Source organism: Pseudomonas sp. B21-040, assembly GCF_024748695.1.
Lineage (GTDB): Bacteria > Pseudomonadota > Gammaproteobacteria > Pseudomonadales > Pseudomonadaceae > Aquipseudomonas.
The window spans coordinates 4,637,999-4,664,877 of record NZ_CP087176.1; the positions used below are offsets into that span (position 1 = coordinate 4,637,999).

The 26,879-nt window shown below is 56.2% G+C and carries 19 protein-coding genes; 6 read left to right on the top strand and 13 right to left on the bottom strand.

Features of this window, described 5'->3' with window-relative positions; translation table 11 throughout:
* Positions 1-124 precede the first annotated feature (124 nt).
* Complete coding sequence (locus LOY55_RS21215) at positions 125-4,162, top strand: NACHT domain-containing NTPase (RefSeq protein WP_223522621.1); 4,038 nt, start codon at positions 125-127, stop codon at positions 4,160-4,162.
* 147 nt (positions 4,163-4,309) lie between these two features.
* Here the strand turns inward: LOY55_RS21215 and LOY55_RS21220 are convergent, their stop codons facing one another.
* The 3 genes from LOY55_RS21220 to LOY55_RS21230 all read right to left on the bottom strand — a co-directional run bounded on the left by LOY55_RS21220 (position 4,310) and on the right by LOY55_RS21230 (position 6,732).
* The gene (locus LOY55_RS21220; protein ID WP_223522620.1) at positions 4,310-5,860 is read right to left on the bottom strand and encodes a sulfite reductase flavoprotein subunit alpha; all 1,551 of its coding nucleotides are present in this window, start codon (positions 5,858-5,860) and stop codon (positions 4,310-4,312) included.
* A 6-nt stretch (positions 5,861-5,866) separates the two neighbouring features.
* The gene (locus tag LOY55_RS21225; RefSeq protein ID WP_046032655.1) at positions 5,867-6,286 is read right to left on the bottom strand and encodes a PAS domain S-box protein; all 420 of its coding nucleotides are present in this window, start codon (positions 6,284-6,286) and stop codon (positions 5,867-5,869) included.
* A gap of 95 nt (positions 6,287-6,381) precedes the next feature.
* Positions 6,382-6,732, bottom strand: a complete 351-nt coding sequence (locus tag LOY55_RS21230; RefSeq protein ID WP_046032654.1) for a hypothetical protein — start codon at positions 6,730-6,732, stop codon at positions 6,382-6,384.
* Between the two features lie 337 nt (positions 6,733-7,069).
* On the opposite strand from LOY55_RS21230, the gene LOY55_RS21235 reads away from it, so the two are divergent.
* Both LOY55_RS21235 and LOY55_RS21240 read left to right on the top strand, forming a co-directional pair.
* Positions 7,070-8,191: an HlyD family secretion protein gene (locus tag LOY55_RS21235; protein ID WP_109787298.1), complete on the top strand. Its 1,122-nt coding sequence runs from the start codon at positions 7,070-7,072 to the stop codon at positions 8,189-8,191.
* Positions 8,188-9,780, top strand: coding sequence for a DHA2 family efflux MFS transporter permease subunit (locus LOY55_RS21240; RefSeq protein ID WP_109787299.1), 1,593 nt, complete (start codon positions 8,188-8,190; stop codon positions 9,778-9,780). The genes LOY55_RS21235 and LOY55_RS21240 overlap by 4 nt, the downstream gene beginning before the upstream one ends.
* Before the next feature lie 39 nt (positions 9,781-9,819).
* Here LOY55_RS21240 and LOY55_RS21245 read toward each other — a convergent pair whose 3' ends face one another.
* The 5 genes from LOY55_RS21245 to LOY55_RS21265 form a co-directional block, all read right to left on the bottom strand.
* Positions 9,820-10,866 carry an HlyD family secretion protein gene (locus LOY55_RS21245; protein WP_223522619.1) on the bottom strand — a complete coding sequence of 349 codons (1,047 nt, stop codon included), beginning with the start codon at positions 10,864-10,866 and terminating at the stop codon, positions 9,820-9,822.
* 7 nt (positions 10,867-10,873) lie between these two features.
* On the bottom strand, positions 10,874-13,000 hold the full coding sequence (locus LOY55_RS21250) for a TolC family protein (RefSeq protein WP_408980961.1): 2,127 nt from the start codon (positions 12,998-13,000) through the stop codon (positions 10,874-10,876).
* A 1-nt stretch (position 13,001) separates the two neighbouring features.
* Positions 13,002-14,330: a glycosyltransferase gene (locus tag LOY55_RS21255; RefSeq protein ID WP_109788260.1), complete on the bottom strand. Its 1,329-nt coding sequence runs from the start codon at positions 14,328-14,330 to the stop codon at positions 13,002-13,004.
* A 7-nt stretch (positions 14,331-14,337) separates the two neighbouring features.
* A complete protein-coding gene (locus tag LOY55_RS21260; protein ID WP_223522618.1) occupies positions 14,338-15,732 on the bottom strand; it encodes a diguanylate cyclase in 1,395 nt (464 codons plus the stop codon).
* A 166-nt stretch (positions 15,733-15,898) separates the two neighbouring features.
* Positions 15,899-18,820, bottom strand: coding sequence for an HD domain-containing phosphohydrolase (locus LOY55_RS21265; RefSeq protein WP_223522617.1), 2,922 nt, complete (start codon positions 18,818-18,820; stop codon positions 15,899-15,901).
* 327 nt (positions 18,821-19,147) lie between these two features.
* On the opposite strand from LOY55_RS21265, the gene LOY55_RS21270 reads away from it, so the two are divergent.
* Complete coding sequence (locus LOY55_RS21270; RefSeq protein ID WP_109788150.1) at positions 19,148-20,524, top strand: GGDEF domain-containing protein; 1,377 nt, start codon at positions 19,148-19,150, stop codon at positions 20,522-20,524.
* A gap of 141 nt (positions 20,525-20,665) precedes the next feature.
* Here LOY55_RS21270 and LOY55_RS21275 read toward each other — a convergent pair whose 3' ends face one another.
* The 5 genes from LOY55_RS21275 to LOY55_RS21295 all read right to left on the bottom strand — a co-directional run bounded on the left by LOY55_RS21275 (position 20,666) and on the right by LOY55_RS21295 (position 25,179).
* Entirely contained in the window at positions 20,666-21,106 is a 441-nt protein-coding gene (locus LOY55_RS21275) for a carboxymuconolactone decarboxylase family protein (RefSeq protein ID WP_046032651.1), read from the bottom strand.
* A 145-nt stretch (positions 21,107-21,251) separates the two neighbouring features.
* Positions 21,252-22,694: a mechanosensitive ion channel family protein gene (locus tag LOY55_RS21280; protein WP_223522616.1), complete on the bottom strand. Its 1,443-nt coding sequence runs from the start codon at positions 22,692-22,694 to the stop codon at positions 21,252-21,254.
* Positions 22,695-22,852: 158 nt separating this feature from the next.
* A complete protein-coding gene (gene ycaC, locus LOY55_RS21285; protein WP_046032649.1) occupies positions 22,853-23,479 on the bottom strand; it encodes an isochorismate family cysteine hydrolase YcaC in 627 nt (208 codons plus the stop codon).
* A 56-nt stretch (positions 23,480-23,535) separates the two neighbouring features.
* Complete coding sequence (locus LOY55_RS21290; protein ID WP_046032648.1) at positions 23,536-24,219, bottom strand: isochorismatase family protein; 684 nt, start codon at positions 24,217-24,219, stop codon at positions 23,536-23,538.
* Positions 24,220-24,312: 93 nt separating this feature from the next.
* The gene (locus tag LOY55_RS21295) at positions 24,313-25,179 is read right to left on the bottom strand and encodes a pirin family protein (RefSeq protein ID WP_223522615.1); all 867 of its coding nucleotides are present in this window, start codon (positions 25,177-25,179) and stop codon (positions 24,313-24,315) included.
* A gap of 104 nt (positions 25,180-25,283) precedes the next feature.
* On the opposite strand from LOY55_RS21295, the gene LOY55_RS21300 reads away from it, so the two are divergent.
* Both LOY55_RS21300 and LOY55_RS21305 read left to right on the top strand, forming a co-directional pair.
* Positions 25,284-26,192, top strand: coding sequence for a LysR family transcriptional regulator (locus tag LOY55_RS21300; protein WP_080943069.1), 909 nt, complete (start codon positions 25,284-25,286; stop codon positions 26,190-26,192).
* Positions 26,193-26,287: 95 nt separating this feature from the next.
* Complete coding sequence (locus LOY55_RS21305; protein WP_046032646.1) at positions 26,288-26,827, top strand: PaaI family thioesterase; 540 nt, start codon at positions 26,288-26,290, stop codon at positions 26,825-26,827.
* Positions 26,828-26,879: the final 52 nt, after the last annotated feature.

Below are 26,879 nucleotides of genomic sequence, written 5' to 3' on the forward strand. Positions count from 1 at the left end.
CAGAGTGCTGAGCGGAGTGAAAAATGGCGTACTATCGCCAGCAGGAAGAGCCAGTGGACAGCCGGGCTCAACAAAATGGTCACCGGAATTTCCGGTGTGGATTCAACTCACGATAACTTCGTCTATGAGTTCGATTTTCTACCTTCCACGCAAACTCACGAGCAATAACAGAATACTCACGGAAGCAGCACTGCTAGCCGCTTCGAATTTTGTCGTTGTCTTAGCAGAGCCCGGCGGCGGAAAAACTGAGCTTTTGGAAAGCCTTGCCCAACAGCTAGCAGCTTCAGTCGTAACCGCAAATGTGTTTACACACCTAGGCGCCCCTGCAGAGAATTCCCCGCTCGTAATTGATGCATTTGATGAGCTGGCCAAGATCGACCAAACTGGGGTTTACAGACTTTTTGCTAACGCCAAAAAAGCAAACCCTACGCACGTTATCATTTCGAGTCGGTCTAGTGAGTGGGATAACGCTACAACAAACGCATTTAAAGACTTTCTCGGAAGCCCACCTCTGGTCGTAAGGCTGTTTGAGTTCGATGTGACGGAACAGAGACAGATTTTTGAGCATCATGTGCAAGGCGAAGACTTTTCAGTATTCCAAGCCGAGGTTGCTCGATTTGACTTAGAAACACTGCTCCCGAACCCACAATTTCTTAAGCTTTTTGCGGACGCTTATATCGAAAGCGAAAAACATTTCACTGACAAACGATCTATTTTTTCACAAGCGGTTGAACACTTGTCGAAAGAAGCAAACGTTAACGTGGTGCAAGCTACCTCGACACTTTCAATCAATCAAAAAATCCATCTATCGTCGGAAATTTTTGCAAAACTTTTGTTGTCTGGCGCTGAAGGCATTAGCACGAGCGAAGCCAGTGAAGACCGGATGTATCCGCAGTTGGCTTCACTATTTAGTGGCATCACCGCAGCCGACGGTATCCTAAAAACTCGACTTTTCAAGCCAGGCAGCAGTGCGGATCAACATCGTCCAGTCCACAAAATCGTCGCTGAGTACTGTGCGGCGGACTACCTTATAAATCGGATAGCGGATCCCGTGGACCCTCTGACACTTCCCAAGTGTCTACCTATCATCGCCCCGAACTCTATAGTACGAGATGAACTCCGGGGACTGTTGGGCTGGATGGCATCGCTAGGCAACAAATTTATCCAGGAATCGGCAATCGAGCTTGACCCTTATGCTGTGCTTGCCAATGGCGACCCTTCTCAGCTTGAACACTCGTCAAAGCTCTTGCTTATAAAACAGCTAAAAGAAATTGAAGCCAAGGACCCCTACTTTCGGAGGGGTGATTTCTGGCGCAGGTTCAGTGTTGCAGGGTTCTTCACCCAAGACGTCATGGAGAAGATAAAACCACTTCTCGCGCCAGGAAGCGATGGGCAATTGCGTGACCTTATTCTTGAACTTTTAGCGGGATCACCAGCAATTGTGCAATTAGGAGACGAATTGCGCCTGCTCGCTTTAACGCCGAACGAAAACGAGAGCACGCGTCTGTTGGCGAGTATGTGTTTGCTGGGTATCGCCGAGTATGACCATCACGCTGACTTGGTTGTTCTCGTTTCTGAAGCAAGTCAGAACTCATTGAAAATTGCGTCCAAAATCATCGAAACTCTGGGTCCGAAAATGTTCGAACGGGCTTTTCTTGCAGATTTCTTTCGGGCCTGCGCAAACCTTTACCCAGGCCACCAGGAGCAAAGTGAGCGCACAATAGGTGATCGCTACTTCATTAAGCTTTTCATCGATGGATTAGAATTAGCGCCTATCGAATGGCTGCTGGATGAACTAACAAAAAATCTCTACTGTAAATGTAATAAATCGCATTACGAGTGTGATTGTCGAAACGGCATCAGCAAGATCATAGGTTCATTACTAGACCGGTATTTTGAACTGAAAACACCTCCATTTGATTCACAACGCGTTTGGCAATGGATTAAAAATCTAAACTTTCATGAGCAAAAGTCCGCGGGCCAAAGCAAAGCAGTTCAAGTGCTTCAAGAGCGCAGCGACTTACGTCAAGGCATTATCGCTCTTGCATTCGGAAAGCTAACTGACCGTGACCAAATTTTCAAAACCAGGATAAATAAATTTTATGGGCACACCCACTCCGGCCTTCACTTATATGCTGAAGATCAAAAGTTCATAATCGATCTAGCATTTGAAACCGACAACCCAGATTTATGGGCAAGTTTCATGGCTGCACATCAGTACCATCGAAATAAAGCAGAACGAGGCGTAGACAGCTTGCGGCGTCATATGCGTGGCCAAGCATTGGTGAAACCTTCATTCATGCAAGAATGGGTCAAGTCCAACAGGGCTGCGGCGCAATCAGAACGAAAAAACCGAATGCCAATGCTAAGGCATACACGAAGGATAGAACGCAGTCGCAGGCAAAGAGACGAGATCCGCGTAGCGAACATCAAATACGTACAAGACAACCGGGGACTTGTCGAAGACGGACGCCACTGGAGTTGTCTTGTCCGCTTCGCCCAGTTGGTGCTCATGGCCCCAGACAAAATCGAGCACGAGTTTGGCGACGAGTCACTTGTTCGAAACGCACTCAAAAACTGTCTTAACTTCATTTCTCCAAACGTACCGGATCTGCCTAAGCTCGCTGAACTGCAATGTGCTTCCCTGTCGCAACAATCTGAAACGATCCTCTATGCGGCTTGTATGGAGATTTTTCGTGCCAACGGTGACTTGGAAAGCGTTGATCTCAGGCTCCTGATAGCGCTGCGAACTAACATTGACATGGGCTACAGTGCTGTTTCCATGGAAGACCGAAACGCGTTGAAAACTGAGGTTGATCGTCTAATATTTCCCGACGCCACGAGTGCCGAAAGTTTTCTCCGACAATATGTTGAGCCACAACTTGAGCGGTTTGAATGTAGTACCCCTGAAATTTGGCTACTGCGTGGCGAAGATATCTTCAGCCATTCGCGCGCCACGCTATCAATTGAATGGCTTAGGCGTTTTCGTGATTTAGCTCTTACTCCCCTAGATACACTTTTTGAGATTGCCGCTCAATATGGCAATCGAACTGAGCTGCAAGAAATCATTAAAGAGCATTGCGCAGTGCTCATGTCCGATTGGCCTATCCCGACCGGGAATGACGAAATAGAACAAAAACGCACCTTCTGGCTTACCCGCGCGTGGTACTTCCTGGACGACGCACCAGAAACATACTGGAATTGGCTCAAAGCCGATAAAGAAACAGTACTTATACTTAATGAGCATTCTGGGCGAATGAGTTCTAACACTCGCTCCTATTGGCCCAAGCTCACGCCAAGCAGGATAGAGGCCATTCTAGTAGCCTTTTTCGATAAGTGGCCCAAGATAGACCTGCCTAGTCATTGGGGGTCGGAAAGCCCCAAAGAAGAGAATGCATACCGTTTTTTGTCTGACATCATCTGGTCAATTGACTCAGCTGAACCCAACGATTCAATTCCTGTTCTCGACCGACTCCTTGCCGACCCGCGACTCGCCGGCCTGCACAATGAATTGAAAAGCATACACGCCGCTCAAATCAGGAAAAAAGCATTAAGAGATTTCGAACCGCCGACACCTCGGGAAATCGTAAATCGACTGGATCGCGACGCGGTGGTTACCGTGGAAGGGCTGCGTCAACTCGTAATCCAAGAGCTCCAAGACTTCCAGAAAGCCATCGATGGTTGGGAGTTCAACTCTGCAGATCGCTTCTACCAGAAGGGTGAGCGGCTTGATGAAGAACCGTGTACAGAAATCATCGCTGAGCGACTCAGCCTGAGACTACAACCACAAAACATCACCGTGACACCGGAACATCATCTTAAAGCTTCGAAGCGAAGTGACTTCACTGTCGCGAAGCTTATCGGCGGCAAAAGAAAACTTCTTGTTACTGAAGTTAAAGGACAATGGCATAGGGAGCTTTTTACAGCTGCTTCCAGTCAATTGAATGAACTCTACTCCATACACCCCGACGCAGAGCAGCAAGGTATTTTCCTCGCGATTTGGTTTGGTGCGAGCGAAGAGGTTGCTGGGCGTAAGAACCATGGAATTGAAAGTGCCCAGCAACTAAAAAGCAAAATCGAAGCAACCCTACCGCCAGAACTCACAGGGCTTATTGATGTGTTCGTTTTGGATGTATCAAAGCCCCATTCGAATGCCCTGTAGAGCTTGCTATAGCCTCTCCAGCCAATCTCATCGCTTTCGCTGATTGGATCATAGACAACTGCTTTCCAAGCGGGTTTAAGCGTTAAAACAACGAAGGCCGGTGATCGGGTAGATCACCGGCCTTTGTTCATTTCAAACCCCACGCCCTCAATACAGCTCTTTGTGTACCCGGTCCGAGCTCGACAGGTCGGCCACAAACTGCTGCGCGTCTTCTTCGGCCAAATGGCCGTACCTCATGGCAATGTTCACCAGCGCCTCATCGATGGCTCGCTCCAGGTGGCTTTTATTGCCGCACACATACACATGCGCGCCCTGACTGAGTAAGGCCCACAGATAGGCACCGTGTTCGAGCATGGCATCCTGCACGTAATAGCGACGGTCAGCGTCTCGTGAAAACGCGGTGATGAGCTGATCCAGCACGCCCGTTTCCTGCCATTTTTCGAGGCGCGGCTGGTAGAGAAAGTCCGATGCCCGGCGTCGATCACCGAAGATCAGGCACGTTTGTGCAGGGCTGCTTTGTTGCTCTATCTGCTCCAGCAATGCGATCAACGGTGCAATGCCAGTCCCCGTGCCAATCAACACGACGGGATGATCGGCCTGTCGTGGCAGGTGAAAACGCACGTTGCTGCGGGCAAACACTTGAACCTGGGCAAGCTTGCCCGCCAGATGGCCGGTCGCGGTGCCGATACGCGGACGGTCGGCCAATTGATAGGCGATTTCCCGAATGCACAGATCGACGTAGTGCGGCTGGTCGTGAGAGGCAATGGAATAGGCACGCGGCAAAACATCCGGCAGCCACTCGGCCAATTCTTCCAGACTCATTTGCCCTGGCTCACAGAAGTCGCTGAGCACATCGAGCAAGTCCTTGCCGTACAAATAACCTTCGAGCTCTTTACGGTTGCTGACTTTGAGCAAGGTTTTCAAGGTGTCGTGCTGACTGACCCGAGCCATGTCGCGCAACAGCGATTTGCCCAGTTGTCGCAGCTCCTTGGTCGCCAGCAGCGTATGGGCATCGTCGCGACCGAACCATTGACCGATCTGCGCCAGCAGTTGTGGATCGTTTTGCGCCAGCACATAAAGATTGTCCCCTGCGCGGTATTTGATGCCGCTGCCTTCGATATCGAGGCGCACCTGCCAGGCATAAGGCGCCGTCGCATTGAGCCGCGTACGGGAGATCACCCGCGCTGGCCACGCGGCGTTTTCGCCGTAGGCGGTGACTTGCAATTGCAACGTGGTGCCGGCCCGGCGGTCGCCCTTCAAGACCGCTTCGAGGGTGGCGCACCAGGTCTCGAAAAAGCCCTCGAAATCGGTGTCGGCGTCCACGCGATTGATCCAGGGCGCTGCGCCCTTTTGCAGCAGTGCAGCGTCCAGGCTTTTGGTGAAACCGCAAAAAGTCGGGTAAGCAGTGTCACCCAGACCAAAGATCGCGTAAGGCACACTACTGAGGTGTTCGCACTGGATCAGTTGATCCAGAAAACGATCGGCGTTGCCCGGCGGTTCGCCGTCGCCGAACGAGCTGCACACAACGATCAACAGATCCCGAGTGGTCAGCGTTTCAAGCTCAAGTGCATTCAGATCCTGCACGGCCAATGCATACGGCTGCACACAGGGCAGACGCAACAACCGTTGCGTCAACCCGCGTGCATTGCCGGACTCAGAGCCATAACCGATCACGATGCGTTCGATTAACCCTGGCATGGCCGATTACCTGTCGTAGTGTTCGTCGAATTGCTCCTTGGAAAATTCCAGTGCTTCGAAGTCCCCCATCAAGTCGTTAATCACACGACGAATGCTGATGTACTCAACGATGTTGCCCTGCTCGTCGAACAGCGGTTGCACCGTGGTGTCGACCACGTAGAGCCCGCCACCCTTGCCGACATTTGGGATAACGCCGGTCCAGATTTCACCTTTTTTGATGGTGTCCCACATCTGCTTGTAGGTGCTTTTTGGCACGGAGGCATGGCGGACGATGCTGTGGGGTTGGCCCAGCAGTTCTTCCTTGTTGTAGCCGGTCAGTTTGCAGAACAGGTCGTTGACGTAGGTGATGTTGCCTTGCAAGTCGGTGGTGGAAATCACCATGACGTTTTCCAGCGCGCCCAATACTTTGGCGTTGATGGCTTGCATTGTGTTGCCCCCTTAAAGGATCAAAAGTTGGTACATCAAATTCAAATCGGGCCAGCCCACGGTGTATGCATTTCTATTTTTTATGGAGTGGCGACTCAGTTGTCCTGAGCCACCAGACGCGGACCTTTACGCGTGACCTGCTGCCCCACCTCGAAGCGCGCATTGGGCGAGCGCACGGTGCTGATTTCGCCTTGGGCGTTTTTGACTTCGTAGGCGGTTTCCGTATGGCCGGACGCTTGCTGCACAGCGCTGCCGGCAAAGAATCCAGCCCCAAGGCCGACCAGCGCGCCCGCAGGACCGCCCACCGCGCCGACCATCATTCCAGTGAGCGCACCGAAACCTTTGCCAGCGGTGGTATCAGGGACTTCGCGCACGACCTGATCGGCCATGCAAAGGGGTGAGATCAACAAACACAATGTGAAGCTGAGCGGGATTGAACGAGGCATGACATCTTCCTTGTTTCGATTACGTTGCTCTCGTCACTTCATGAAGCATGCCAACTTATTAACACTTATAAATCAGCAAGTTAAAAAATAACGTTGTCATAAGGACTCCGTACAAAATGAGTCTTTATGACACCAACATAGTCAATATGACAAAGCCAGCAATATTGCAGGACTGACTGACAGGGGGAGGTAATCGGGACGCGCGGGATGGGTTGGCGGTGGTGGATGCCCGGTCGGCGAACATCCTGACGACCGGCAGCAAAAATCAATTGCCACCAAATATTACATGCGTCATATTACCTGCGTAATAAACACCCGTTTCCTACAGGTAAACTCCATGACCAGCATGCCCAGCCTTGAATCCGACCTTGCAGTCCCGGTGAGCACACCCAAGCCTCCCCTGCTCAAACGGTTGATCCTGCTGACGGCGGTTATTGCAGCCCTGGTGTTTGCCGGTCTGTATGCGAGTCACTGGTGGACGGCCGGTCGTTTCATCGAAGAAACCGACGATGCGTACATTGGCGGCGACGTCACGGTAATCGGCCCGAAAGTGGCCGGGTATATCGAAGAAGTGCTGGTCACCGACAACCAGCCAGTGAAGGCCGGCGATGTGCTGATTCGCCTCGATTCCCGCGACTATCGCGCTAATCTCGCCAAAGCCGAAGGCGCGGTTGCCGCCGAAGAAGCCCTGCTGGCCAATCTCGACGCCACTGAACAATTGCAGTACGCGGTCATCGGCCAGGCCCGCGCCGGGATCGAGGCCGCTGGTGCCGAAACCGCGCGCTCGCGGGATGACAATGCCCGCTACAAAAAACTGGTGAGCACCAACGCCGTCTCGGTAGAAAGCGCGCAACGGGCCGATGCCACCTTCAAGACCGCTCAGGCGCTCAGCTCGCGAGCCCAGGCCGAGTTGCTGGCGGCGCAGCGCCAGTTGAACGTGATCGAAACCCAGAAACAGCAAGCCCGCGCCGCACTGATGCAGGCACGGGCCGAACGGGACCTGGCGCAATTGAATGTCGGTTACACCGAACTGAAAGCCCCGGTGGATGGTGTGATCGGCAATCGCCGGGCGCGGGTCGGCGCGTATGCGCAGGCGGGTTCGCAATTACTCTCAGTGGTGCCTTCCAGTGGCTTGTGGGTGGACGCCAACTTCAAGGAAGATCAACTGGCGCGGATGATTCCGGGCCAACGCGTGATCATTCATGCCGACGTGCTCTCGGGTCAGGAATTCCACGGTCATCTGGGCAGCCTCGCACCGGCCAGCGGTTCGCAGTTCAGCGTGCTGCCACCGGAAAACGCCACGGGCAACTTCACCAAGATCGTCCAGCGCGTACCGGTGCGCATCGTCCTCGATCCGGCCGACGGTGTGCTCGGCCACTTGCGCCCCGGCCTGTCCGTGACCGCTGAAGTCGACACCCGCAAAAGCGCTGACACCCCAGCCGTGGCCAGCGCACCATGAGCCGCGCCCTCGCTGTCCCGGCGCCACCGTTCAATCCCGCCAACATGGCGACGGCGACCAAGGTGTTTGCGTTCGCCAGCATGTGTATCGGCATGTTCATTGCGCTGCTGGACATTCAGATCGTTTCGGCCTCGTTGCGTGACATCGGCGGCGGGCTCTCGGCCGGCACCGACGAAACAGCGTGGGTACAGACCAGTTACCTGATCGCCGAGATTATTGTGATCCCGCTTTCGGGCTGGCTGTCTCGGGTGTTTTCCACCCGCTGGCTGTTCTGCGCTTCGGCGGTAGGTTTTACCCTGGCCAGCCTATTGTGCGGCGTGGCCTGGAACATCCAGAGCATGATCGCCTTCCGCGCCCTGCAAGGCTTTCTCGGCGGTTCGATGATCCCGCTGGTGTTCACCACGGCGTTCTTTTTCTTCACCGGCAAACAACGCGTCATTGCCGCCGCCACCATTGGCGCCGTGGCTTCGCTGGCGCCGACCCTCGGGCCGGTGATCGGCGGCTGGATTACTGATATTTCGTCCTGGCACTGGCTGTTCTACATCAACCTGGTGCCGGGGATTTTCGTTGCCGTGGCAGTGCCGATGCTGGTGAAAATCGACCAGCCGGAACTGTCGCTGCTCAAGGGCGCCGATTACCTCAGCATGGTGTTTATGGCGCTGTTTCTCGGCTGCCTGGAATACACCCTCGAAGAGGGCCCGCGCTGGAACTGGTTCAGCGACAGCACCATTCTTATCACCGCTTGGATCAGCGGCCTCGCCGGCCTCGCTTTCATCGGCCGGACCTTGCACGTGGCCAACCCGATCGTCGATCTGCGCGCCTTGAAAGACCGCAACTTCGCCCTCGGCTGCTTCTTTTCGTTCGTCACCGGCATCGGCCTGTTCGCCACGATTTACCTGACGCCGCTGTTTCTCGGACGGGTGCGTGGCTACAGCGCGCTGGACATTGGCCTGGCGGTTTTCTCCACCGGGGTGTTCCAGATCATGGCGATTCCGCTGTATGCCTTTCTGGCCAACCGCGTCGATCTGCGCTGGATCATGATGACCGGCCTTGGGTTGTTCGCGTTATCGATGTGGGATTTCAGCCCGATCACCCATGACTGGGGGGCCAGGGAATTGATGCTGCCGCAAGCATTGCGCGGGATTGCCCAGCAACTGGCGGTGCCGCCGGCCGTGACGTTGACCCTGGGTGGTCTGGCGCCGGCACGGCTCAAGCATGCGTCGGGGTTGTTCAATCTGATGCGCAACCTGGGAGGCGCCATCGGCATCGCCGCCTGCGCAACCATCCTCAACGACCGCACCAACCTGCATTTCACAAGGCTGGCGGAACACCTGAACAGCACCAACGAAGCGCTCAACCAGTGGCTGTCACAGGTCGGCAACAACTTCACTGCCCTCGGCCAAAGCGGCGACACGGGCGTCACCGCCAGCCTGCATCAGCTATGGCTGTTGACCTACCGCGAAGCCCAGACCCAAACCTATGGCGACGCGTTCTTGATGATCATGGTCTGCTTCATCATCGCCACGGCGATGGTGCCCTTGATGCGCAAGGTGCAACCACCGGCCGCGCCGAGTGCCGATGCTCATTGAGAATTCGCAGGGCCTATACATCCCGTTTCGACGGCTTGCTTATTTGTTGATCCCCAGCATCCGCAGCCAATCATAGGGAAAATGAACACTCAACGGCAGTTGATCGATTCTCCAGCGCGCCGGCAGTGGTTGATCAAACCTGGCAGCAACCTGCAATCCCATTTCGTTCGCGGCGAATGGTCCGCGCAGAACCGTCGGCGTGCGAGCGGCACTGTCTGCGGCCCGCACCACGTGAGCATCCAGCCATTCTCCGTCCGGCATATGGACTTTCAGTGGCTGACCTATCTGCGCGTAGTTGATGTTAAGCGGTTCCAGATAAATCCAGAGCAATGGGTCGGCCAAACGTTCCAGACGCATCAGCAACGTTCCCGGGCCGACGTTCTCACCTTGGGTAACAAGCACTTCTGCTATACGACCACTCTGCGGCGCCGTCACTGACAAGGCGGCCAGCCGTGTCTTCAGCCATTGCTGTTCAGTATTTTGTTGGATCACTTCCCGATCAAATCCTTGAGGCGATTGATGAGCTAACTGCTCACGACGCTCGAAAGCCAACAACTCCGATCGAAACCCATCGCGCTCGGTCTGTGCGGCCAGCACTTCACCTCGAGTGGCAGCGCCTTGCCGAACAAGACTGTCCAACTGCTGAACACGTTGCTCTGCCCTGCCCACCTTGGCGCTGAGCAATTGACGCACTTTCATGCCCAAATCGGAATCGCCAAGCCGCGTAGCTTCAACGGGCATGGCGGCAAGTTGCATCAGCCGGGCACGCCACTCCGGATTGTCGAGGTTGACCAGCAGTTGGTCGGCTTGCACGTGATCACCCACCGTGACGAATAGCTGCTCGACCCGACCAGCATCTCGTGCGCGCACCTCCTGAATAGGCAAGAACAACTGCGCCGGCGCGTCAACCACCAAGATGCCGTACAACAGCTTGCCGAAAAGCCAGAGTAATGGGCTGGCTACCAGGAACAGGATCAGGTACCAGCGCAGGCGAAATGCCATACGTTTACCGGGAGCGTAGAGCACGTTCAGGCCATGCTCCTCAGTGGGGTTGTGCTCTTTTTGACTATCGAAACGAATCTTCATGAGCCTCTCACCGTTTGGGGAAGTCTCGCCAGGCTTGCCAATCGATACCGGCAACGCCCTGAGGTTGTAGCTGGTCACGCCACTTCGCTACCTGGCGTTGTAATTGTTCAGCGGAGGCGCCTGCCCAGCTTTCGGTGGATGGCAACTGCGGTTCGGTGCTCTGAGCCAGGCGAAATTGCAGATCAGGCCAACGTTGCGCTATCTCCCCTGCCAATTGCGCACTGCGTTGCGGGTTACGGGTGTAAATCATCAGGCTGACTTGACGTACCCCGATTGCTGGCAGAGCACAAGGCACACAGGGGTGCCCGGCCTGAGCCGCAACGAACCAGCGAGGGTGGCTCGATATTGCTACCGGCCACTGGCTTGCCACTGTTGCCGCACGTAACGTGTCGAGCCAGTCTTTCAGGCGTTGATCGGGGACCGGCATGCCCAACTGTTCGACTTCGAGATCCAGGTGAAGGCTGGTAAACGGTAATCCATCAAGCTTGCCCAATAATTCCGTCAGTTGCTTGCGGTGCTGCGGTTCAATCCAGCTTGGGTCGCCGAGAAGCAGACTCACTTGCAGACCGCTACGTGCAGCATCCTGGAGCAATTGCTCAAGCCGCTGGCGGGTCGCCGACAGATTGGCCACCTGGACGGCGTTGAGGCCGAGATAGATTTTCTGCATCCCGGCTTTGCGTAATGCTTGCAGTTCCGCCTGACGACGCACTGGATCCAGCAACGCTTCGCTGTTCCAGACATAGGTGGCCTGAAGCCATTTTTCTGGCTCGACTGGAACATTTTTACGCCGCACCGCAGAGGTTGAGGTAGCAGCAATCGCAGCGGGTTGCGGCTTGATCATCGGCCACCACTCCAATCGTTCATCACCCAACAACGCAGCAAATTGTGGGCTGTCTTCGGTGAAGAGATTCAACTCGGCCTGACGCAACCAGGCGGCATGCCACGCCGCAATCAATTCAAATCCTGACTGGAAATAAACGCGCTCGGCGGTCAATAGGGCAGTGAGGTTTCCATTCGCGTCCAGCGTGCTCCGAGCCTTTTCCTCATCGAGAGCCAACGCAGCGGTATGCCATTGCTGGCTGCGCTGCGTGATCGACGCTTGCGCAGTGTTTTGGGCACGCAATGCCTTACTCAGCTCCAGACCCAACGCACGTTGTTCGGCCTCGACACGGTCGCTCGCCGCTTCGTAGCGTGCGTCGGCGACTTGTTGGCGAGCCCGCGTATTGCCGACCAAGTCGAAAGGCGTAGAAAAATAGAGGCTGGCCACCAAGCCGCTGCCCGCTTTATCCGAATCGCTGCGATACTCCCGAGTGCTGGCCAGCGCAACATCGGAATCAATAGACGAATACCAGGGGTTTTCTCGCTCTTTGTCGGCCAAATCACGAAGGCTTTGTTTTTCCGTGACCCTTGGATGCTGATTCAACAGCGCCTGCCATTGAACCAATGGTTGTGGTTGTGGCGCGAGAGGCTCGGCTACCGCTTGGGCGCCTGCTGGCAACCCGCTCATGCTGATGCTAGCCAAATCTTCGCGTACGTCTACTTCGATTTTGGTCAGCGCCTTGCATCGGGTTGAAAGCCCTTCCCACTCATCCAACTGCAACTGACCTTCGGAAGTGCGTGACAAACCTTTTTCCATACGCAGGCGAATCGCCTGATCAGCCTTCTTGGCCGTTGGAATGAGCGCATCACAAAAAGCGACTTCCTGTTGCACACGCCACCAGTCAGCGTAAGCACTACGCAAAGCCAGACGCTGGCTTGCAACCTCCAAAGCAACGCGCGATTGCTGTCGTTGGCGTTCGTACTGATTAGCTTGCAGTAGGTCGAGCTGACGCTTAAGGCTACCCAACAGAGGATGGCGTACACCAAGACTCAAATTTCGACCGAAATAATCATCGCGAACGTCAGGGGTGACCAACTCTTCAAAACGCCCCGCGCCAGCACCGGCGAACACTTGCCATCCCGCCCGGTCCTGGTGAAGCCTGGCTTCTGCGTCGAGGGCTCGAAGGTCAGCCTGGCCTGCACGAAGCAGAGGATCTGATTGTTGCTTATCTATCAATTCTTGAAGTGTCAGCGGTTGAGCCAGCAACGAAGTACATGACAGCGATAAAGTTAGAGCCAAAAGTACCGATCGCATCTTAAAACCTTGTGGCTTTTCTCAAGACCCACCATGGCGCCATGCCGCTTTCCTCATGGCCACGACGGAACATCTCGTTGAGCATGGCGACTGCACTCCAGCAGCGCATGAGCAACATGAATAGCGGATAAATCGGCACTAGCAACCCTAAGCGCAGGTCCTGCCGAGGTCGATCGGAAACTATTAACAGCAAGGCCCCGAACAATATTGCGGTGATCGTCAAATACAGCAGATAGACCAGAAACGACAAGATCAACAGCGTTGAGCCAGGCAGGATGAACAAGGCCACCAAAGTGTAGCCAAAAATGATGAATGGCAGCACCAACTGAAAAAAGAAGCCACTGAGGAGCATCATCAAAAAGCTCCGCCAACCTAATAGCGTCGGATTAATACTGTGGCTGTGCTTACGAACGTACAGAAAAAACAGGTCACCATCCCAGCGTAGCCTCTGCATGAGAAACTGCTTGAGCGTCGTTGGTGCATCGGTATGGCCGATGGCTTCAGGCTCAAATGGAATTCTTAAATCATGACGCCCGAAATAACTTTTGATGCGCAGTGTTATGTCGAGGTCTTCCGCTGTGTGAGTATCCCAGCCACCAATTTTTATAAGAAAACTGCGACGGAACGCGCCGAAAGCACCAGAAATGTTATTGACCAGATTCCACTCGGCCAAACCGATTTTCGACATATGGATCGAAAGCAAATATTCCAGCGCTTGCATCGCTGCGATCATGGAACTCCAGGCATTACGGACTCGCAAGCTGCCAGCCACCGCCGGCACAGCCGGGTCCTCAAAATGCCGCACAATGGCGCTGACCATGTTGTTGTCAAACGACGTGTCACCATCCAGGGCCATCACGATCTCACCGCTGGAATGGGCCAGACCGGCATTCAATGAAGACACTCGGCCACCACGTTGCCACTTGGCAATCGGACGAAGATGCCGCCGTGGATACAAAAGAGGGTCTACCCGAAAGTCCCGTACCGCATGCAGTGTAGGCTGGTTCAAGGTAGCGCCATCCACCACCGGTATCATCTCGATGTGTCCGGGATAGGTTTGTTCGCACAGGCTTAACAGCGTCTTCTGCACGTCCATCCCTTCGCTGTAACAGGTGATGATGCAAGACACTTTCGGTTGATAAAGGCTATGTTGTGGGCGGTGGGATTGCCGTCGCACGAACCAGCGCAAGACGCCCAGCAACACCAGCGTATTGAACGGCAGTTCAAGCAGCAGGAAAAACGGAAAGAGCATATAAAACAATCGTCTCAAACCGCCGGGGCCCGACAGTTGATTGAGAATTTCCTGAGTCTGATCAAAGAGTGGATACATCGCAGCCTCAAGCCAGTTCGCTGGCGAGACGGGCCAGCAACAATTCGCCGTCCTCTTGTTCAAGCAGATCCTGCGGCGCAGTGAAGCTGACGACACGAAGAGATATCTGGCTGACTTCAGGTCCCGAGAACAACTCGGCGACCTGCTCCAAACGTCGTTTGACACTCACTAGTCCCTCGGCCCCGGTATTCGGGAGCATGAGCCAGAGAAACTCTTCCGAGCTTCGAGAGCAACGATCGGTTTCCCTGACGGTTTCCTGCAAACGATCGACCAGACTGTCGACGAAGGCATGCCCGCGGTGCTCGCCAAGTCGAAGCAGGGTATCGGTCAAGTTGACAAAGCGCAGACCAATCAGTGAAAAATCCGGCAGTTTATAGCGGCGTACGATCTGAATTTGCCACGTGAGCAGCTCATAGAAATCCTTGCCGCCCAGTAAGTTAAGTCGACCAAAGTGATTGACCCCACCCAGCTCATTGCTGAAGCCTTGGCGGCAGCGCAAACGTCCTGCTTCAGTCAAGCGGTAGTGCCGGATTTCGCGTACCCGCAACTTGTCGGGTGCGTGCGCCAAGACACAATCCAGGCAGCGCGCTTGAACATCGGCGTCAACGAAAAAAGCCTGACATGACCGGCAGCGGTAATTCTCCAGCGGTCGATCATAGTCGCTGCCAATGTGTCGCAATCGGTTCAGACAGTTAGGGCAAAGTAACATCCCGTCTTTCAGAAAGTTCTCTTGGGCACCCACATGGCCGCAGGTAAAGCAGTGCAGTGAAGGCTGACGGGAAATGTCCAGGGCCTGACATTCGGGGCATACATCAACATAGTTCAAACGGCCCGAACCGCAGCTTGAACAGAGTCGGACGCGATCGACCAGTACCCCCTCTTCAAGCCAGTCCTGCTCGGCCATCAGTGTCAGCCAGACGAAGGTATTGACCTGTTCGTCCTCGGCCAAAACCTCCAGCAATGGGTAGCGATAATGCTGAGGCACCTCTGGATCGCGCAGCGCGTGCACTTCTGCGCTGGAGCGAAACCACAACCACGAAAGCACCCGGCTTTCAAATCGATCAGACGCCCCTGCGCTATCAAAGAGACTGAACCGTGCTTTCCACAAGTTCCAGAGGGGTGTGACTTCCTGGAGATCTGCAGGGGGAGCACCATCGCCCAGCGCTTCGCACCAACCATCCAAATCACGGCAGCAGTAAATCAAACTGAATCGATAGGAAGTATCTATGCGCAGCTTGCGAAGCAATTTCCCTGCCGAGGCACCTGGCATGTCAAGCAACAACACATCAAACGCGGGAACGGCTAAGAGGCTGTCCAGGTCGGCAAAGCGTTCCAGTTCAATGGAACCCAATCCCGAAGTGAAACTACCAAGAACAGCAATGTGGGGAGATGAAGTGGGCATGATGCAGTCCCTGAAGGGCAGCCAAATAGCTCGTAGCCTGCACCACTGAAAGATAGCAGCATTGCCGCCAGCCAATCGGCTATTTCAAAATGAGGCTCATATGATCATTTCAGAGGCGTGGCTAATTCCGGATTTGTAGCGCCGCGCCGGTTGGCCTGCTGCATGTTCATACGTTCGCCCCCAGGTACTGTGCAATATCAACTTCATCGATCTGCTCGGGTTGCATATAGAGCTCGGCATAGTGGCGGTACACCCCGGATGTCAGAAAAAGATCGAACAGTTCCGGATCGATATGCTGCTGCGCCCTGGCTATCGACATGATGTGGACCGCCTCCGAAAGGCTCTTCGCCCGCCTGTATGGCCGGTCTGCTGCCGTAAGCGCCTCGAAGACATCCGCAATAGCCAACATTCTCGCAAGCGGGCTCATTTCGTCCCGATGCAGTTGCCGGGGATATCCGGTGCCATCCATCTTCTCGTGATGATTGCCGGCGATCTCCGGTACCTGACGTAGTTCCTTGGGGAACGGCAAGCGCGCCAGCATAATCTGTGTCTGCACGATGTGGTCTTCGATCTTGAAGCGTTCTTCGTTCGAGAGAGTTCCCCTTCCCACCTGCAGGTTGTGCAGCTCGCCCCGATCGTACAAATCCTTGGGCGTATCGCGCTTGAAGCCCCACGGATTGTCCGCCGGGATCGTGTCATGCGCTGTTCGCGCTATCACGTGTTCGGGCTTATCGGCCAGCAGTGGCTCCAATGCAGGTAGCGGCGCTGCCGGATGGTGTGCCTTGCGTGCCTGTTCTTCTTGCGAGAGGCCGATGCGGTCGTCCAGGGTCCGCAGCCACGTACGGCCAGCGACTTGCAGCAATCTCGCTTTATGCGCGGCGTCCATGAACTCGCCGCCCTGATTGCAAGTGGCGACGAACGCGAAGTCGTCGTCAAGCGCCTTGAACTCGGCGTCACGTCGCGCGCGCGAGGCCTCGTCAGCTTCGCCGGCGGCGACCGAACGCAGATACGCTATCTCGGCATCGCGCTTTAGCACTTCGAAACGCATACGGATTTCGTGAATCCGGTCGTAGAGGGTCTCCAGCTTTGTCGCCTTGTCGATAATGTACTCGGGGGTCGTCACCTTGCCGCAGTCGTGTAACCAGGCGGCGACGTGCAGGGCTTCCCATTGTTTGTCCGTCATCCCGAACGATTCATAAGGACCGTCGGTGGCATCGCAGGCTGCCTTGGCCAGCATCTTGACCATTTCTGGCACGCGCTCGCAGTGGCCGCCGGTGTGCGGGCTTTTCGCATCGATGGCGCCAGCCAGAAGGCGAATGAACGCGTCGAACAGATCACGCTGAGCTTTCGTCAGCCCCTGCATCTCAAGTGAGCCTGTGAACAGGCCGGCCAGTGTACTGACAAAGGCTAGCTGCGCAGTTTCAAGCGGGGTGTCGCGCAGTATCAGAATAACGCCCAACAGTTCGTCCTGGCGGGTGGCAAGCGGGATGGCTGCAAAGTGAGACGACTGAGCCGACGTCAACATTTCGAGGTTCGCATCACGGATCTCATCTACCGTGAAGTGGCGCGTTTGTGGAGCGTTTCCGCGGGCAGCGGAGCCGATCACAGGCAGTGCTAACTCAATTGAAGTGTTCGCCACAGCTTGCGTTACATCTTTGCCATCGCGATCAAACGCTGCGGCGACCGACAAAGCGCTGCCTTCCACCAGGTACAGAACGCCTGCATTTCCACCCGCTGCATTGAGGGTTTTGCGTAAAAGCAAAGGCAGAAGGTGATCGAGCCGGGTTTCCGCGGACACGGCTTGCGCTATCAACAAGAAGCGCTGGATCGTTTGCCGCATTTCCTCGGTTGCGTTGCCAAGATCATGCACCTCACTGATGCGCGACGGGACGGAAACCGGCTGGTGGAAATCGAACCTGCGTATGGCTTCGACCCCATCCGCAAGAGCTTGCAAGGACCGGGAGATGTAGCGCGCCGCAAACCAGATCAAGGGTATCGCAAGCAATATGACAATGACGGTAGCCGCCATCCCTATCCACGCCTGCTGCCTGGCGCCCTTGAGCAACTCGTCTTTTGGAATAGCGGAGACCAGGAAGAGGGATTTGCCGTCGTCTGACGTCAACCGTTCGATGGTCGTGTACCACATCTCGCCGCCCGCGGCTGTCACTTCTTGCCGGCGGGGTGTATTACCTAACGCCCCGATATCGTTAGCAAGAAGCGTCAGGATGGGAACCCCATACTCACTGGCGACCGTGAGTCGGTCCGTCCGGATGGAATCTGTGCTCGATACCGATTCAGGGAGTTTCCTGTCGATCGCGATGACTTGGCCACTGGCATCCAGTACAGCGGCCACCGAACGCGCGGTGGTCCCCTTGCGCGCGAGCATTTGCCCGAGTGAGTCCAGTCGAAAATCGCCTCCCACCACTGCGCGGCGGTTATCAGTGGGGATAGCGAACGTTGCGCCGACCACTCGGTCGATAAAGAACGTATAGGCTTCGGTGCGAATGAGGGAGCCCGCGGCCATTGCCCTGGTGTACCACGACCGTTGTCTGGGATCGAAGTGGGACGCAAAATCCATGTCGTCTTGGACTGAGAGTGTCGTGAGATTGGAATCGAGAAAGTAAAGCTTGCCTTGCTGCGCACCACTGCCCCGTTCGACACTGTTAATGACGTAGCTGGCTTGCGGCGGAGCGTGAAAGGTCAAGCGGGTTGAATCGTCGCGCAGCGGCGTAACAACGAAGACGCTACCGTCTGCATAACCGACGTAGAGCGATAGCAATAGTGGCGATAATCCCAACGCATCACGAACCAGCGCCAGATGCTGCAGGCGTTGATCGAGAGAGGTTGCATCGGCCAGGGAGCTGTGGCTGATCAGCTCAACCGCGATCCGCGCCGGCGTCACAGTCTCTTCTATTTTGTCGCGCGTATCATCGCTGATCTGATTCATTGCTTCGGATGCTGCGACTTCCAGGGCTGTCTTGGTCATCATGAAGTTGATGCCGCACGTCAGCGCTCCGACCACCAGCACAACGGCCCCGAACAGCGCCCAGAGATGAATGTGAAGCGGGTAATTTCTGTGCGTTTGCATCTACCTTCCCTCGACGGGTGCAGCACGAAATCTCCAGAGAACTGCTGGGTTATCTGCGGCAGGCCTGAGTCCTGCGCACGGTCAGTCTAGCAAACCAACAAAAAAGCTACTGCCGACCGCCTACTAAAGTGCCAAGGGGTGTAGTCGATGTTTACGCGTAGTTCGTTGTCATCTCAGGAATGTGCAGTGGGAGCGAAATCGCTGTGATACCGGCATGACGCGGCGGGATGACTACCCCTTTAAATGATCTACTCTGAGCAGGTGCTCGACTGCCTGGCAACGGGATCGCAAAACAAGCACTGCCAATGCCCTGTCGGAGTGACAATCATGAGGTGGGTAATCGAGTATGCGCGCGCCGTAAAGGTTGGCAGCTGGATTATAGGGGCAGTCTTGATCTTGATTGCCGTTATCGGGGTGGCCGACCGCTATCACCGTCAGCGCGTTCTGCTGCTGGAAGGGCAGCAAATATTGCTGGCTCATCGAAGCAGTTGGGGCTATGCCACCCTGGTACGCCAACTGGCGACCCATAAACTGCAATATTCGCTACTTCTGGCAAATCCCCTACCGACCGGGTGTCTGCCAGACAAGTACATTGCCGAGCAGCAGCGTGCCACAGAGGTCCTGAGTGAAGGTATCGAAGAGCTGTCTCAGTACACATTACGGGTGCCTAGCCATCAAGTAGCAGCATTGCCCAGTCCGCTGGCGCCACAAATGCGCCTGACAAAGGGCGGCATTCAGATGACCAGCCGTCAACTTTTGGGCTACAGCTGCATTGGGCGCTACGCGGTGATCCGGGAAACCCGGACCCGGTTGCAGCCGTTACCGCTGCCGCCGCGCTCGGCCATCGGGCCGGCGTTTGTCGATGCACTTATCGTGCATGTCTCCGTGAGCCACGGCAATGAACCACCTTTGTATGTCGACATTCATTTCACCGACGAAAAGGCAGATCTGATACCTGTCAAAGACGCCGGCTGGCCCACCACACACCTTTCCGAGGAGCAAGGCGAGGAGCGTTTTGTCCGGGACATCGTGGATCCACAACAGGCCCTGCACCTGGAATTCTATAGTGAACCACTGACACCGAGTTTCCTGTCGCTGTTCCTGAGCTGGAATGGTCTCGGCTTATTAATGATGGTTGGCATGCTTGCCAGTGTGTTCTTGATCATTTGGCTGTCGGGGCGATTGATTGATGCCTACGGGATACAACATCGAGCGGCTACCCGCGACTTTCTTACCGGGTTGTACAACCGACGGGAGGCGATGGCACTGGCAGAGGCAGAGTTAGCCAGGGCCATCCGTACGCCCAGTTCGTTGTGCATATTGATGCTGGATATCGACCACTTCAAACGGGTCAATGATACCTACGGTCATGACGGGGGAGATGAGGTGCTGAAGTTTTTTGCCCAGCTACTTAACCAGGCCGTACGCCAACATGACCTGGTCGCCCGAACTGGCGGGGAAGAGTTCCTCATCCTGCTCCCGGATACTGATCTGACAGGTGCACAATCGATGGCCGAGCGATTGTTGCAAGTCTTGCGCGATTCGACGCTGGACTATGCCGGAACACGCATTGGCGTCACCTGCAGCATAGGTGTCACCGCTTGGCGTGGGCCCGAAGACAACATTCAAGCCATGCTTATCCGTGGCGATCTTTTGCTTTACCAGGCCAAACAGCAAGGGCGTGACCGTTATGTGAGTGATTGACACTTATCAACTATCAATTGAGGGGCACAACGAGCCATAAGGATTCAAACCTGGAACATCTGCTTCATCATCGCCACGGCGATGGCGCCCTTGATGCGCAAGGTGCAACCACCGGCCGCGCCGTCAGCAGATGCTCACTGATCAGGCTTGAGGCATTTTGCGAAAGCCGATCGCCAGGCGGTTCCAGGCGTTGATGGTGGTGATGGCCACGGTCAGGTCGACCATTTCTTTCGGGCTGAACTCGGACACGGCCAGTTCATAGTCTTCATCTGGAGCGTGAGTCTGGCTCACCAGCGTCATGGACTCAGTCCAGGCCAGTGCCGCCCGTTCACGCGGGGTGAAGAACGGCGTTTCGCGCCAGGCCGACAACGTGAACAGACGGCGCTCATCTTCCCCGCCCTTGCGGGCATCGGCGCTGTGCATGTCGAGGCAGAAGGCGCAGCCGTTGATCTGCGAGGTCCGTAGCTTGACCAGTTCGATCAGGTTTTTTTCCAGCGGCAGCTTCGAAACAGCGGTCTCCAGGGCGATCATGGCTTTGAGCGCATCTGGGGAAGCGGTGTAGAAATCGATACGAGGTTTCATGGTGGACTCCAATAGCAAGTGGGCGTGGAGCTAAGTTAATCCCGCCCGCCCTTCTGACAAATAGCCAATATTCCAGAAGTCGAGGAGGCCATTGGAGACCAATGAGAAATTAACCGGGTCTGAAATTGCCATCCTCCGCAGTCCACTAAGCCCTGTTACGCAGCCACTGCAAAAACCCCTTCCTCGCCACCACCTTCGGCACTTCCTGAGTCAATGTCTGTGCCTTGTTCAAGCGGAAATCCAGCAGCGCCTTCATCGACTCGCCGATGTCATGCCGCGCCTCCAGGCAGGGTTTGAGGTACTCCTTCTCGATCCGGTACAAGCTGCAGGCCGTTTTGGCGACGAAGTCTGCCGGCATCGCGGCATCCAGTAAAATCCCGCCCTCGCCGATCACCTCGCCCGGCCCCATGCGTCCCGGCTCGAACTTGACCCCGCCACGGCTCATCTCCACCGAAACCACCCCGGATTCGATGATGAACAAATGATCGCTGATCTCCCCCGCCGGCAGAATCATGTCCCCGGCACGAAAGTTTTGCAGGGTCATGTGCTGGCTGAAAGTCTCTTTCTCATCCTGGCGCAGGGTCGAGAAAATGTTCGAGCTGTCCAGCAAAGCGCGTGCCCGCGACAGGTTCGCCGGCGCATTGGGCTCAACGCTCGACAACAGGTTGATACCAGACGCCTGCAAATGCCGGTAGGCCAGGTCATACAGCAGATTGCGCACCATGCGCTTTTGATCCATCGAGACCACGAAACCACTGATTTCATATTCCACGCCCGCGGCGCTGGAGCCCTTGAGGGCTACGCACGGTGCCGGATGACTCAAAAAATAACGACAGCCCTGCATCGCTCGTTCCAGCGCGTCGATCACCGTTTGCGGGCGCGCGTGCGGGCTCAGTTGCAGGCTGATCGACACGCCGAAAATGTCGCTCGGCCGGCTGAAGTTGATGATCTTGGCCTTGGCCGCCAACGAGTTGGGGATCACCGCCATGCTGCCTTGGGCGGTTTGCATGCGCGTGGCGCGCCAGTCGATGTCGGTGACCCGGCCTTCGGTGCCGTCGATGGAGATCCAGTCATCCAGTAGATAGGGTTTGGTGGTGTTGAGGACAATCCCGGAGAACACGTCGCTAAGGGTACTTTGCAAGGCCAGGCCGACGATGATCGCAACGGCGCCGGAGGTTGCCAGCACGCCTTTGACGGGCAGATCGAGCACGTACGCCAACGCCGCGATGATCGCGATCAGGAAGATCACCGCCCCGAGCAAGTCCTGAAGCAAGCGCCCGGTGTGCCCGACCCGTTGCATCATCACCGCACCGATCAGCACCGTCAGGGTCCGCGCGCCGAACAGCCACCAACCGATCTGCAAACCGGTGGCCGCCAGGTGCAACGGCACATTGTCGGGCCAAGGGGCTATCTCGAGTGGGTTCAAGCCTTCGTTGAACAGCAGAACGCTGAACAACGAGAAAATCACCAGCCGGACCAGCAGCTTCCAGTTGCTGCCGCTGGCGGTAATCAAACGCCACAGCCCAAGATCGATCAGGATCAGGACCAGTGCGCAGATCAACGGGTGATTGGTGAAAAAAGCCAGCATCGAGCAACTCCATCAAGGACCGATGGCGCAAAGATCGCACACATTGGCCACAGTGTAGGAGTGTTTGATTCTGCAAGATGAATGCAATTTTCTAAACACCAAAAATCAATGTGGGAGCGGGCTTGCCCCCCTCCCACATTGAATAGGTGTTGCCGGATTTACTTGCTGTTGGTCAGCGCGTTGTAGCTGGTAAACAGGTTGCGGTAGTCCGGGATGTGGTTGGAGAACAAAGTGCCCAACCCTTCCACGTCATTGCGCCAGTCGCGATGCAGCTCACAGGCCAGGCCGAACCAGGTCATCAACTGCGCACCCGAGGCCGACATGCGGTCCCAGGCCGATTGCCGGGTCAGCTCGTTGAAGGTGCCGGAAGCGTCCGTCACCACGAACACCTCAAAGCCTTCGGCCAGCGCCGAGAGTGCCGGGAATGCCACGCAGACTTCGGTCACCACGCCGGCGATGATCAGTTGTTTCTTGCCGGTGGCCTTGATCGCCTTGACGAAGTCTTCGTTGTCCCAGGCGTTGATCTGGCCAGGACGGGCGATGTACGGCGCATCCGGAAACAGCGCCTTGAGCTCTGGCACCAGCGGGCCGTTGGGGCCGGTCTCGAAACTGGTGGTGAGGATGGTCGGCAGCTTGAAGTACTTGGCCAGGTCAGCCAGGGCCAGCACGTTGTTCTTGAAACGGTCCGGTTCGATGTCGCGCACCAGTGACAGCAGCCCCGCCTGGTGATCAACCAACAAAACGGCGGCGTTGTTCTTGTCGAGACGCTTGTAGGAAGTGGTCATTGCAATAGTCCTCGCGTGTTATCGATGCCGAGTGGAAATCGGCGTGGGGTTGCCGTTCAGCGCTGGGAGTCCAGCACTTCGTGTTCATTCGCCACTTGCTGAGCCTTGAGGTAGCTTTCGATCAGCAATTGATAATGCGGCATGGCCTGGGCGTAGACAGCGGCCCACTGCTCGGCATCCGGACGGTTCCACGAGCCTTGCAGCTCAGAGAGCGTAGCCATGATGTCGATCGGCACCACCCCGGCTTGCGTCAAACGGGCCACAGTCAGATCAGTGGCCAGTTTCGAGTGATTGCCCGAGGCATCGACCACGGCAAACACTTTGTAGCCTTCATGCACCGCCGCAATGGAAGGAAACGCCAGGCAAACACTGGTCAGCGTGCCGGCGATCACCAGGGTTTTCTTGCCGGTGGCTTTGACTGCTGCATGAAACTCGGCGTTGTCCCAGGCATTGATTTCACCTTTGCGTGCCACGTATTGGGCATGCGGTGCGGCTTCATGAATCTCGGGGATCAACGGTCCGTTCGGTCCTTGCGGGACGGAGGCGGTGGTGATCACCGGCATGTTCAACAGGGTCGCGGCCTTGGCCAGGGCAATCGCGTTGGCGCGCAATTGCGGTACATCCATGTCCTTGACGATCTGGAACAGTCCGCTCTGGTGGTCGATCAACAGCATGGCGCTGTCATTGGGGTCGATGGTCGGTTTCAGGCCGTTGAAGTTAGCCGCGTTGACGGTATTCATGTGCGTTTCCTCTTTCGTTTGGGCAACAGCCATCCCTGGCCTGAGAACCGGCCTACGCATCCTGTGTAGAGCGGGTTGTTGAGGCGCTACGGGTTAACCGTGCATCTGGCCGAAGCGACCGGACTGGAAGTCGGCGAACGCCTGGTGAATTTCTTGCTCGGTGTTCATCACGAACGGGCCGTGACCGACAATTGGCTCGTCGATCGGCTCACCGCTGAGCAACAGCACCACGGCGTCCTGGCTGGCTTGCAGCGTCAGCCTGTCACCCTTGCGATCGAACAGGGCCAACTGCCCTTCACGCACCGACTCCAGACCATTGACCTGAACCGTACCGCGCAACACCACCAATGCGGTGTTGCGACCTTCGTGCAGGTCCAGAGTCAGCAATTTGCCGCCATTAAGACGCAGGTCCCAGACATCAATCGGGGTGAACGTGCGCGCCGGGCCGGTGTAGCCATCGAACTCACCGGCAATCAGGCGCAGGCTGCCAGCCCTGTCCTTGAGCGGGATGCTCGGGATGTCGCCATCGAGAATCGTCTGGTAACCGGCGTCGGCCATTTTGTCCTTGGCCGGCAGGTTGACCCACAGCTGCACCATTTCCAGAATGCCGCCGCGCTTGGCGAAACCTTCGGAGTGGAACTCCTCATGCAGGATCCCTGAGGCGGCGGTCATCCATTGCACGTCGCCAGGGCCGATCTTGCCACCGCTGCCGGTGGAGTCGCGGTGCTCCAGTTCGCCCTTATAAACGATAGTCACGGTTTCGAACCCACGGTGCGGATGCTGACCAACGCCACGCCGCTCGGTGGTCGGGGTGAACTCTGCAGGGCCGGCATGATCCAGCAGCAGGAACGGGCTGATGTGCTTGCCCAGGTTGTCGTAGGAAAACAGCGTGCGAACCGGAAAACCGTCGCCGACCCAATGGGCACGTGGGCTGGTGTAGATACCGATGATGTTTTTCATGGTGTCTCCTGATGAGGTGAGTGAAGCCATGGACAAAGCTTAAAACCGCAACCATTAGTGCACTAGACTGCAAAAATCAGTCTTAGCGTTCTATCTGGAGAACGATGGTGGAAGACCTCAACACCCTCTACTACTTCACCCAAGTGGTGGAACACGGCGGTTTCGCCCCGGCCGGACGCGCGCTGGACATGCCTAAATCGAAGCTCAGCCGGCGAATTGCCGAGCTTGAAGAACGCCTCGGGGTCCGGCTGCTGCATCGCACCAGCCGACATTGTTCACTGACCGAAATCGGCCAGGCCTACTACCAGCGCTGCCTGGCCATGCGCGTGGAAGCGGAAAGCGCCGCCGAACTGATCGAGCGCAATCGCTCCGAACCCCAAGGCCTGGTGCGCATCAGTTGTCCGACGGCACTGCTCAACTCCTGGGTAGGGCCGATGTTGACGCGGTACATGCTCAAGTACCCGCGGGTGGAGCTCTTCATCGAAAGCACCAACCGAAGGGTCGACTTGATCCACGAAGGGTTTGATATCGCCTTGCGCGTGCGCTTTCCACCGCTGGAAAACACCGACATGGTGATGAAAGTGCTGGGCAACAGCACTCAATGCCTGGTGGGCAGCCCGAGCTTTGCCGAACGCCTGTCGTCACCCGCCTCCCCGGCTGATCTCAGCGGTTTGCCCAGCCTGCATTGGGGCGCGGCGCAGCGTGAATATCAGTGGGAATTGTTCGGTCCCGATGACGCCAGCGCGCTGATTCGGCATGCGCCCCGCATGGTGACGGACGATCTGCTCGCGTTGCGTCACGCAGCCGTCGCGGGGATTGGCGTCGTGCACCTGCCCAGCGTGGTGGTACGTGATGACGTTGCGGCCGGCAAGCTGGTGGATCTGGTGCCGGGCTGGGCGCCAAAGTGCGGAATCATCCATGCAATCTTCCCGTCTCGCCGTGGGCTGCTGCCCTCGGTGCGGGCATTGATCGATTTTCTGGGCGAGGAATTCAATCACGCAGACATTGCCTGAATGACGCGACACGCGGGGCTGGCGGAGTTTTTATTTCGGACATAATATCGATCGGAATTACAACCATAATATCCGCCCCGTCCGAGGACACGATCATGCAAAGTCCCACCCGCGAAGCCACGCTCGCTCAATGGATCGCTCAGGAACAGGCCATGCGTGCCCGCCTCGCTGGCCCTGGCAGCCTGTCCATGGCTGATGTCAGCGCATTGTCGCCGACCGAATTCTTCGAAGGCATTGGCAGCGGTGAACTGCCCTCACCGCCGATTGGTGCGCTGATGGATTTCATCCCCATCGAATGGTCGGCCGGGCTGTTTATCTTTCAGGGCACACCGGACGCACGGCATTACAACCCGTTGGGCAGTGTGCATGGCGGGTATGCGGCGACGTTGCTGGATTCGTGCATGGGGTGTGCGATTCATACCCAGCTGAAGAAGGGCCAGGGCTATACGACGCTGGATCTGCGCATCAGCTATGTTCGTGCGCTGACGGGCGCCAGTGGACCGGTGCGGGCCGAGGGGAAAATTGTGCATCTGGGACGCTCCACGGCGTTGGCCGAAGGGCGCATTTATGATGTGGATGGACGGTTGTATGCCACGGGGTCGACGACTTGCATGATTCTTGAGGCGCGGGGGTAGGTTCCGCGGATTCATGACTTTCGGTAAACATTGCTTTGCCGCTCCAGCGGTT